Raw genomic sequence first — 10020 nt, 5'->3', positions numbered from 1 at the left:
GGCGGAACTCGATCCCGAAGGGGCAGACCTGGCAGCAGCTCGGCGAGATCCTCGCGTCGCAGCCCGACGGCGGCGACGAGTGGCTGCACAAGCACATGCCTGCTCCGGCGCGGCTGGCCTGGCGGTGGCTCGGCAAGCCCAAGTACGCGAAGCACCGGGCCGCCCTCGAAGGGCGCTGAGTTCGCGGCGTTTCGTCTCGCTTCGCTCGCTCAACGATCGGTCGGCGCGATCGGTCGCGCTGCCGAAACCGCCATCCGCGGTCGTTGAGTTCGGGCGCGTGAGGCGGTTTCGACCGCGCGAGCGTCCGGGTCCGCTCAGCGCTCAGGCGAGGCCGTGCTCGAAGGCGAACACCACCAACTGCACGCGGTCGCGCAGGCCGAGCTTCGTCAGGACCCTGCTGATGTGGGTCTTCACCGTCGCCTCGGAGAGGAACTCCCGCGCGGCGATCTCCGCGTTGGACAGGCCACGGGCGGCGAGGGCGAAGATCTCCCGCTCCCGCTGGGTCAGCGCGCCGTAGGCGGGCGGCACGGGCCGGGGCGCGGCATCCGTGAATCTCGCGAACAGCTCTCGAGTGGCGGATGCCGCGATCACGGCCGACCCCGAGTGCACGGTGCGGATCGCGGCGAGGAGGAACTCCGGGTCGGCGTCCTTGAGGAGGAACCCGCTCGCGCCCTGGCGAATCGCCCGCGCGGCGGCCTCGTCGAGGTCGAAGGTCGTGAGCATCACGATGCGCGGGGGCTGCGGGTCGAGCAGCAGCTCGGCGGTCGCCGCGAGGCCGTCGAGCACCGGCATCCGGATGTCCATCAGCACGACATCCGGCGCGGTCCCGCGCACGACCTCGATCGCCTCTCGCCCGTCGGCGGCTTCGCCCACGACCTCGAGGTCGGGCTGGGAGTCCACGAGCATGCGGATCCCGGCCCGGAACAGGGCCTGGTCGTCGACGAGCACGACCCGGATCGGCGGGCGCCCGCTCAACTGCCGGCCCCTTCGATCGGGAGGGTGGCGCGCACGATGAACTCGCCGGCCTCGGCGCCGGCATCGAGGCGACCGCCGGTCAGCTGGGCCCGTTCGCGCATGCCGATGAGTCCGTGGCCGCCACCGGCCGCGGGCACGGCACCGCCAGAGACAACGGGCAGCGGGTTGCGCACCTCGAGCTCGACCCGGTCGGCGAGCCAGCGCAGCCGCACCGACACCGGGGCGCCACCGCCGTGCCGGAGGGCATTTGTGAGCGCCTCCTGAAGGATCCGGTAGACCGCGAGCTGCACCGACGCCGGTGGCGTCCCGGGCGGCGTCGGATCGACATCCACCCGCAGCTGCACCCCGGCTGCGCGCACGTGGGCATAGAGCGCCTCGAGGTCGGCGATCGTCGGCTGGGGCCCATCGCCCTGACTGTGCCGCAGCTGGGTGAGCAGCAGCCGCACGTCCGCGAGCGCCGCACGCGCGGTGGACGAGATCGTCTCGAGCGCCGCGGATGCCGCGGGATCGGACTCTCGCGACGACCCGGCTGAGTCGGCGGCTGCGAGGGCATATCGCGCCCCGTCGGCCTGCGCGATCACGACCGCGAGCGAATGGGCGACGACGTCGTGCATGTCCCGCGCGATCCGGACGCGCTCCTGCTCGGCGACCGCATCCGCCTCGGCCAGCTCCTTCGCCGCCCTGTTCTCGCGGGCGCGCAGCGCGGTGCGCATGAGCGCGCCGACCGTCCACGACAGCAGCAGCGCGAACAGCGCCGCCACGAGCACCGCGAGCGCCGTCGTGATCGACGAAAGGCTCATGCCGCCCAGGGCCATCGAACCGCCGAACACGTAGACCGTGATGACTCCCGCCCCGACGATCGCCGAGGCGAAGCCGAGCCAGAACACGAGGCGACTGCCGTAGGCGGCGGTCGCGTAGAGCACGGCGAAGATCGCGAGGTCGACGATGCTCGGACCCCGCCCGAACCCCATCTGCACGATGGCCCCCGCCCAGGCCGCGGCGAGCGCGATCCCCGGCGACAGTCGCCGGACGGCGAGCGCCCCGGCCATCAGCAGCGTCACGAGCACGGTCGAGAGCGCGTTGAAATCGACCGCGCGTCCGAGCTGCAGCTCCAGGGGGGCGACGACGAGCGCGAACAGCCCCGCCAGCACCACGTCGACGACGAGCTGTGGGGTGCGCAGGGGGCGGAACACCGTTTCACGGTACGCGAGACCGGATGCCGCGGCATCCGTCTCGCGATGTATCCAAGTCGGCGGCGCCCACGATTCCTAAGGTCGGCCCATCCCACCATTGCCCCGAGCGCCGGGAGGCTTTACTGTCACGACACAGGCCGAAACCATTGGGAAATGCGGATGCAGAAGGATCAGGGCAGACGCAGGGGTCGGCATGACATCCGACCGGACCCGACCGGTTCGATCGGCGACAGCACGAAGTGGTTCACCGGGCCACGGATGGAGACATGATGGCGACTGTACGTGCGGCGATCACCCAGACCACCTGGACCGGCGACAAGGAGTCGATGCTCGACAAGCACGAGCAGTTCGCCCGCGATGCCGCCGCCGACGGCGCGCAGGTGATCTGCTTCCAGGAGCTCTTCTACGGGCCCTATTTCGGCATCACCGAGGACAAGAAGTACTACCGCTRCGCGGAACCGGCCGACGGTCCGATCGTGCAGCGCTTCGCCGCCCTCGCCGCGGAGCTGAACCTGGTGATGATCCTCCCGATCTACGAAGAGGACATCACCGGCGTGTACTACAACACGGCAGTAGTCGTCGATGCGGACGGCACGATCCTGGGCAAGTACCGCAAGCACCACCTCCCGCATCTGGACCGGTTCTGGGAGAAGTTCTACTTCCGTCCCGGCAACCTCGGCTACCCGGTGTTCGACACCGCGGTCGGCAAGATCGGCGTCTACATCTGCTACGACCGGCACTTCCCCGAAGGCTGGCGCGAGCTGGGCCTGAACGGCGCGCACATCGTGTTCAACCCGAACGCGACCAAGCCGGGCCTGTCCAACCGCCTGTGGGAGGTCGAGGGACCGTGCGCGGCCGTCGCGAACGGTTACTTCGTGCTGCAGCCGAACCGCGTCGGGCTGGAGGACAACGAGTACGGCGACCTCGCCGTCGACTTCTACGGCACGAGTCAGGTGATCGATCCGCGCGGCAACTTCGTCGGCGAGCGCGGCTCGGGCACCCACGAAGAGGTGCTCATCCGCGACCTCGACATGGACATGGTGCAGCAGATGCGCGACGACTGGCAGTTCTATCGCGACCGTCGGCCGGACTCGTACACGATGATCGCGAAGCCGTGACCCCCCGGTGATCGAGTAGCGACGAAGGAGCGTATCGAGATCATGGCAACCACACTCATCAAGGGCGGCACGGTCGTCTCGGCGACCGGCCGCAGCGCAGCCGACGTCCTCATCGACGGCGAGACGATCGTCGCGGTGCTGCAGCCCGGCTCGGAGCTTCTCGGGACGGATGTCGCGACATCCGTCGATCGGGTCATCGACGCGACCGGCAAGTACGTGATCCCGGGCGGGATCGACGCGCACACGCACATGGAGCTGCCGTTCGGCGGCACCGCGGCGATCGACACCTTCGAGACCGGCACCCGGGCGGCAGCCTGGGGCGGCACGACGAGCATCATCGACTTCGCCGTGCAGCGATACGGCGAGCGCGTGCAGGACGGCCTGGCCGCCTGGCACGCGAAGGCCGCGGGCAACTGCGCGATCGACTACGGGTTCCACCAGATCATCGGCGGCGTCGACAGCGACGCCCTGGCGGCGATGCCCGGACTGATCGATGAGGGCATCACGAGCTTCAAGCTCTTCATGGCGTATCCGGGCGTCTTCTACTCGGACGACGCCCAGGTGCTCAAGGCGATGCAGGTCTCGCGCGAGACCGGGCTGCTCACGATGATGCACGCCGAGAACGGGCCAGTCATCGACGTGCTGGCCGCGCAGCTGATCGAAGAGGGCAAGACCGACCCGTACTTCCATGGCATCGCCCGCGCCTGGCAGATGGAGGAGGAGGCGACGCACCGCGCGATCATGATCGCGAACCTCACCGGCGCGCCGCTGTACGTCGTGCATGTCAGCGCGAAGYAGGCCGTGGAGCAGCTCGCCGCGGCGCGCGACAAGGGGCAGAACGTGTTCGGCGAGACGTGCCCGCAGTACCTGTACCTGTCGCTCGAGGAGCAGCTCGGCGCGTCCAGCGAGGAGTGGGGCCGGTTCGAGGGCGCGAAGTGGGTGTGCTCGACGCCCCTGCGCTCCCGCGCGGAAGGCCACCAGGACCACATGTGGCAGGCGCTGCGCACGAACGACCTGCAGATGGTCTCGACCGACCACTGCCCGTTCTGCATGAAGGATCAGAAGGAGCTCGGGCTCGGCGACTTCCGCGCCATCCCGAACGGGATCGGGTCGATCGAGCACCGCATGGACCTCATGTACCAGGGCGTTGTGACCGGGAAGATCACGCTGGAGCGCTGGGTGGAGCTCACCTCGACGACTCCGGCCCGCATGTTCGGGCTGTACGGCCGCAAGGGCGTGATCCAGCCCGGCGCCGACGGCGACGTCGTCGTGTACGACCCGAACGGGCACACGAGCATCGGGCTCGGCAAGACCCACCACATGAACATGGACCACTCCGCCTGGGAGGGGTTCGAGATCGACGGGCACGTCGACACCGTCCTGTCCCGCGGCAAGGTCATCGTCGACGGCGGGGAGTACCTCGGAGCCAAGGGGGACGGGCGATTCGTCAAGCGCGGACTCAGCCAGTACCTGACGTGAGGAGCACCATGGACTTCGGAGTCGTCCTCCAGACCAACCCGCCCGCGTCGCGGACGGTCCAGCTCGCCAAGCTCGCCGAGGCCCACGGCTTCAGTCACGTGTGGACGTTCGACTCGCACCTGCTCTGGCAGGAGCCGTACGTCATCCACTCCGCGATCCTCGCCGAGACGAAGCGGATCATGGTCGGCCCGTTCGTGACGAACCCTGCGACGCGGGACTGGACGGTCACGGCATCCGTCTTCGCCACGCTCAATGAGATGTACGGCAACCGGACCGTCTGCGGCATCGGCCGCGGCGACTCGGCGGTGCGGGTGACCAACGGGTCGCCGGTGACGATGGCGGAGCTGCGCGAGTCGATCCACGTCATCCGCGAGCTCGCGAACTCGCGGCCGGTCGAGTACAAGGGCGCGACCCTGCAGTTCCCGTGGAGTCGCGGCTCATCGCTCGACGTGTGGGTGGCCGCGTACGGGCCGCTCGCCCTCAAGCTCGCCGGCGAGGTCGGCGACGGGTTCATCCTGCAGCTCGCCGACATCGACATCGCCGCGTGGATGATCAAGACGGTGCGGGATGCCGCGGCCGCCGCCGGCCGGGACCCCGACGCGATCGCCTTCTGCGTGGCCGCGCCGATGTACATCGGCGACGACTGGGCGCACATGCGCGACCAGTGCCGCTGGTTCGGCGGGATGGTGGGCAACCACGTCGCCGACATCGTCGCGAAGTACGGCCCTTCGACGGGCTCAGGGACCGGCGACGCCGTACCCAAGGCGCTGACCGACTACATCGCCGGGCGCCAGGGCTACGACTACAACTCACATGGTCGGGCGGAGAACGACCACGTCGACTTCGTGCCGGACGAGATCGTCGACCGGTTCTGCATCCTGGGCACGGCGGCGGAGCACACCGCCAAGCTCGAGCAGCTGCGGGACCTCGGCGTCACCCAGTTCGCGGGCTACCTCCAGCATGACAACAAGGAGGAGACCATGCGGGTCTACGGGGAGAGCATCATCCCCGCGTTCTCGGCGCATGTGACGGCGAAGGCATGAGGCGCCGCGTCCGCCCTGTCATCCTCGGCGTCGCGGGAGTTTTCCTGATCGCGGTGGCGTGGGAGCTCTACAAGTCGCTCGCCCCCGACACCGGCGTCATCGTGGCCGGGGTCACCGTCCTCCCCCGCACGACCGACATCGCGATGCCCCACATCGCGGACATGATCGCGCGCGCCCTCGAGCCCGTCACCCGCGMACCGGGTTCACCGCCGCTGTGGCTCGCGGCGCTGGCTGCCGCGGCGTTCAGCCTCGGCATCGCCGCCGTGGGGTGGGCGATCGGCGTGACCGTCGGATTCGGCATGGCGGTGCTCATGCAGCGATTCCGCACCGCGCAGTCGGCCATGCTGCCGTGGGTCGTACTCAGCCAGACCGTGCCGCTCATCGCCCTCGCGCCGCTTGTGCGGCGCTGGGGCGCGCAGCTCGAGGTCGGAGCGTTCCGCTGGGAGGACTGGATGTCGGTCGCGGTGATCGCGAGCTATCTCGCCTTCTTCCCCGTGTCGATCGGGGCGCTGCGCGGGTTCTCGTCACCGGATGCCGCGCACCTCGACCTGATGCGGTCCTACGGCGTCGGCTGGTGGCGCACCTTCATCACCCTGCGGCTGCCGGCGAGCGTCCCCTACCTGCTGCCCGCACTGCGGCTCGCCGCCATCAACGCGGTAGTCGGCACGGTGGTCGCCGAGGTGTCGATCGGCCTGCGCGGCGGAATCGGCAGGTCGATCGTCGAGTACGCGGCAAGCGGCAGCTCCGACCCCGCCAAACAGTGGTCCCCGATCTTCGGCGCGATCCTGATGGGGCTCGTCGCGGCGGGGGCGGTCGCGCTGATCGGCGTGCTGCTGCGCCGCTACCGCCGCACGGAGGTGAACGCATGAGCACCCCAGCGACGCCCAGCGCCGAGGCATCCATCGCGGAACGGGCAGTGACCGTACGGGGCGTCGACAAGATCTTCCGCACCGGCAGGAACACCACCGTGCAGGCCCTCGAGGGCATCGACCTCGATGTCGCGCCTGGCGAATTCGTCTCGCTGATCGGGCCGAGCGGCTGCGGCAAGTCCACGCTGATGCGCCTCATCGCCGACCTCGACGAGCCGACCGGCGGCACGATGACCGTCTTCGGCAAAACGCCGCGGCAGGCGCGGCTCGACCAGGACTACGGGATCGCCTTCCAGCAGTCGGGACTGCTGCCCTGGCGGACGGTCCGGGCGAACATCGAGCTGCCGCTCGAACTGCACGGCGTAGACCGGCCCGCCCGCCGTGCGCGCGCCGACGAGCTCATCGCCCTCGTGGGCCTCGCCGACTTCGCCGATCGGCACCCCGACCAGCTCTCCGGCGGGATGCAGCAGCGCGTCGCGATCGCGCGAGCCTTCGCGGAGCGGCCACGGCTGCTCCTGATGGACGAGCCGTTCGGCGCGCTCGATGAGATGACCCGCGAGACCATGCAGACCGAACTGGCCCGCATCTGCGCCGAGACGGGCGCCGCCGTCGTGTTCGTCACCCACTCGATCCCTGAGGCTGTCTTCCTCTCCGACCGCGTGGTGGTGATGTCGCCGCGGCCCGGCCGCATCCGCGAGATCCTGGACATGGGGCTGCGCAGCGACCGCACCGCGGCGCTGCGCGAAGACGCCGCCTTCTTCGAGCGGGTGAGCGCGGTGCGCGAGGCCCTGCACGGCGCACCGCAGACCGGGGCGCGCGGAGTGGAGACGCGATGACCGCCGCGCGGTGGCGGGATCTCATCGCACCGATCGTGCTGGGAGTCGTGGCGATCGTGCTCTGGCAGCTCGCGGTGACCGTCTTCCAGCTCAAGCCGTTCGTGGTGCCTGGACCGATCGCGATCGGCGGGCAGTTCGCCGAGAAGCTCGAGGTGATCCTGGTCGCAAGCCTCGGCACCGCGCGCAACGCGCTGGCCGGGCTGATCGTCGGCACGGTCATCGGCGTGGTCTGGGCGCTGCTGGCGGCCGCCTGGCGCGCGATCGACGAGCTGAGCGCACCGACGATCACCGCGCTCGCTGTCATCCCGATCGTGGCGCTCGCCCCCGTCTTCTACGCGATGTTCGGCGCCAGCGTCGAGACCGGGCGGCAGATCGTCGCGGCGATCGCGGTGTCCATTCCGATCTTCTTCAATGTCCTGCGCGGGCTCCGGCAGGTGCAGCCCATCCACCGTGACCTCATGCGCGCCTACGCGGCCTCGTCGTGGCAGATCTCCCGCACCGTCACACTGCCCGGCGCGCTGCCGTACTTCTTCACAGGACTGCGGATCGCGTCATCCCTCGCCGTCATCTCCGCCCTCGTGGCGGAGTACTTCGGCGGTCCGGTGTCGGGCCTGGGAAAGGCGATCACCTCGGCGGTCTCGTCGAGCAACTATCCCCTCGCGTGGGCATTCGTGCTCGGCGCGATCCTGACCGGGCTCGTCTTCTACACCGCGACCTACGCGCTCGAGGCTGCAGCCCTCGCTCGGACCCGCCCCTGACGGCGACGCCCCCAGACCACCGGCTGCGATCGGCCGGATGCAGGAAGCAACACAGCACACGCACCACACACACAGGAGGAAGCACATGAAGCACAGCACACGACTGTCGCTCGGCATCGGTGCGACGGTCACAGCCGCCGCGCTCATGCTCAGCGGCTGCTCCTCGTCGGACTCATCGTCCGAGGAGAGCGCATCGGGCGACGACGCGCTGACGCCGGTCACGCTGCAGCTGCAGTGGGTCGCGCAGGCGCAGTTCGCCGGCTACTACGCCGCCGTCGCCGAGGGCTACTACGAGGACGAGGGCCTCGACGTCACGATCCAGGAGGCGGGCACCGATACGGTGCCGATCGACGCCCTCGCGGCCGGCGATGTCGACTACGCGATCTCGTGGGTGCCGAAGGTGCTCGGTTCGATCGAGCAGGGCACGAACGTCACCGACGTGGCGCAGATCTTCGAGCGTTCGGCCACGACCCAGATCTCGTTCAAGGACAAGGACATCACCACGGCGGCCGATCTGAACGGCAAGAAGGTGGGCAGCTGGGGCTACGGCAACGAGTGGGAGCTGTTCGCCGGCATGCAGAAGGCCGGCATCGACACCACGTCGGACATCACGCTCGTGCAGCAGGCGTTCGACATGAACGGGTTCCTCGCCGGCGACATCGATGCAGCGCAGGCGATGACCTACAACGAGTACGCGCAGGTGCTGGAGACGGTGAACCCCGCGACCGGTGAGCTCTACCAGCCCGATGACCTGAACGTCATCAACTGGAACGACGAGGGCACCGCCATGCTCCAGGATGCGATCTGGGCGGACGCGTCGCGTCTGGCGGACGACGCGGATTATGCCGACACCACGGTGAAGTTCATCAAGGCCTCGATCAAGGGCTGGATCTTCGCTCGGGACAACCCTGAGGAGGCTGCCCAGATCGTGACGGATGCCGGGTCCACCCTCGGCACGAGTCACCAGCTGTGGATGACCAACGAGGTCAACAAGCTGATCTGGCCCTCGACGAACGGCATCGGCATGATCGACAAGTCGGCGTGGGACCAGACGGTCGGAATCGCCCTGGACACGAAGAACGACACCGGGTCGACGATCATCACGCAGGACCCGCCGGAGACCGCCTACTCGAACGAGTACGTGGAAAAGGCGCTCAAAGAGCTGAAGGATGAGGGTGTGGATGTCGACGGCACCGACTTCGCACCGCTGACCGTCGAACTGCAGGAGGGCGGCAACTAGCCGTTCTCACCGAGCGAGCGGAGTGGGGCGTTTCGTCTCGCTCCGCTCGCGGGGCGACCGGGCGGGCAATGCAGCAGCAACGGAAGGAACCACCAATGACCGACGATCTCGACGCGAAGGCGAAGGAGCTCGACCGCGAGTACGTCTTCCACTCCTGGCTGGCGCAGGCGGGGCTCGACCTGCCCGTGATCGCCGGCGGAGCGGGCACCACGGTATGGGATCACGCGGGCAATCGCCTGCTCGACTTCTCCAGTCAGCTCGTCAACGTCAACATCGGGCACCAGCATCCGGCCGTCGTCAAGGCGATCCAGGATCAGGCCGCGCTGCTCGCGACCATCGGGCCGGCCACGGCGAACCTCGCCCGCGGCGAGGCGGCGCAGCGCATCCTCTCCAAGGCGCCCGCCGGGTTCCGCAAGGTCTTCTTCACCAACGGCGGCGCCGACGCGAACGAGAACGCGATCCGCATGGCGCGGCTGCACACCGGCCGCGACACCGTGCTCTCGACGTAC

10 protein-coding genes are annotated in these 10020 nt (G+C 69.1%); 8 read left to right on the top strand and 2 right to left on the bottom strand.

Features of this window, described 5'->3' with window-relative positions; translation table 11 throughout:
* Nucleotides 1-321: 321 nt before the first annotated feature.
* Together AC1DVT_RS14240 and AC1DVT_RS14235 are read right to left on the bottom strand one after the other, a co-directional pair.
* On the bottom strand, nucleotides 322-975 hold the full coding sequence (locus tag AC1DVT_RS14240; protein WP_457100444.1) for a response regulator: 654 nt from the start codon (nucleotides 973-975) through the stop codon (nucleotides 322-324).
* Complete coding sequence (locus tag AC1DVT_RS14235) at nucleotides 972-2168, bottom strand: sensor histidine kinase (protein ID WP_477389703.1); 1197 nt, start codon at nucleotides 2166-2168, stop codon at nucleotides 972-974. Before AC1DVT_RS14235 ends, AC1DVT_RS14240 begins: the two co-directional genes overlap by 4 nt.
* Before the next feature lie 269 nt (nucleotides 2169-2437).
* On the opposite strand from AC1DVT_RS14235, the gene AC1DVT_RS14230 reads away from it, so the two are divergent.
* The 8 genes from AC1DVT_RS14230 to AC1DVT_RS14195 all read left to right on the top strand — a co-directional run.
* Complete coding sequence (locus tag AC1DVT_RS14230) at nucleotides 2438-3286, top strand: nitrilase-related carbon-nitrogen hydrolase (protein ID WP_477389705.1); 849 nt, start codon at nucleotides 2438-2440, stop codon at nucleotides 3284-3286.
* A gap of 42 nt (nucleotides 3287-3328) precedes the next feature.
* On the top strand, nucleotides 3329-4765 hold the full coding sequence (gene hydA / locus AC1DVT_RS14225; RefSeq protein WP_477389701.1) for a dihydropyrimidinase: 1437 nt from the start codon (nucleotides 3329-3331) through the stop codon (nucleotides 4763-4765).
* 8 nt (nucleotides 4766-4773) lie between these two features.
* Nucleotides 4774-5808: a TIGR03842 family LLM class F420-dependent oxidoreductase gene (locus tag AC1DVT_RS14220; RefSeq protein ID WP_477389700.1), complete on the top strand. Its 1035-nt coding sequence runs from the start codon at nucleotides 4774-4776 to the stop codon at nucleotides 5806-5808.
* Nucleotides 5805-6677: an ABC transporter permease gene (locus AC1DVT_RS14215; RefSeq protein WP_477389699.1), complete on the top strand. Its 873-nt coding sequence runs from the start codon at nucleotides 5805-5807 to the stop codon at nucleotides 6675-6677. Before AC1DVT_RS14220 ends, AC1DVT_RS14215 begins: the two co-directional genes overlap by 4 nt.
* A complete protein-coding gene (locus AC1DVT_RS14210; protein ID WP_477389698.1) occupies nucleotides 6674-7513 on the top strand; it encodes an ABC transporter ATP-binding protein in 840 nt (279 codons plus the stop codon). The genes AC1DVT_RS14215 and AC1DVT_RS14210 overlap by 4 nt, the downstream gene beginning before the upstream one ends.
* A complete protein-coding gene (locus AC1DVT_RS14205) occupies nucleotides 7510-8271 on the top strand; it encodes an ABC transporter permease (RefSeq protein WP_457100438.1) in 762 nt (253 codons plus the stop codon). The genes AC1DVT_RS14210 and AC1DVT_RS14205 overlap by 4 nt, the downstream gene beginning before the upstream one ends.
* Before the next feature lie 85 nt (nucleotides 8272-8356).
* Nucleotides 8357-9511 (top strand): ABC transporter substrate-binding protein, encoded by a 1155-nt coding sequence (locus tag AC1DVT_RS14200; RefSeq protein WP_477389696.1) that lies wholly within the window; start codon nucleotides 8357-8359, stop codon nucleotides 9509-9511.
* Nucleotides 9512-9606: 95 nt separating this feature from the next.
* A partial coding sequence (locus tag AC1DVT_RS14195; protein WP_477389695.1) for an aminotransferase class III-fold pyridoxal phosphate-dependent enzyme occupies nucleotides 9607-10020 on the top strand: 414 nt, incomplete at its 3' end.

The organism is Microbacterium sp. P2_F9 (assembly GCF_056403635.1).
The sequence above is the reverse complement of the archived record's forward strand: the minus strand, read 5'-3'. Positions and strand labels throughout refer to the sequence as shown.

Excerpts from the sequence above, each read along its gene's own strand:
- AC1DVT_RS14220 (WP_477389700.1), top strand. The coding sequence starts at position 4,774 with ATGGACTTCGGAGTCGTCCTCCAGACCAACCCGCCCGCGTCGCGGACG.
- AC1DVT_RS14210 (WP_477389698.1), top strand. The coding sequence starts at position 6,674 with ATGAGCACCCCAGCGACGCCCAGCGCCGAGGCATCCATCGCGGAACGG.
- AC1DVT_RS14205 (WP_457100438.1), top strand. The coding sequence starts at position 7,510 with ATGACCGCCGCGCGGTGGCGGGATCTCATCGCACCGATCGTGCTGGGA.
- AC1DVT_RS14200 (WP_477389696.1), top strand. The coding sequence starts at position 8,357 with ATGAAGCACAGCACACGACTGTCGCTCGGCATCGGTGCGACGGTCACA.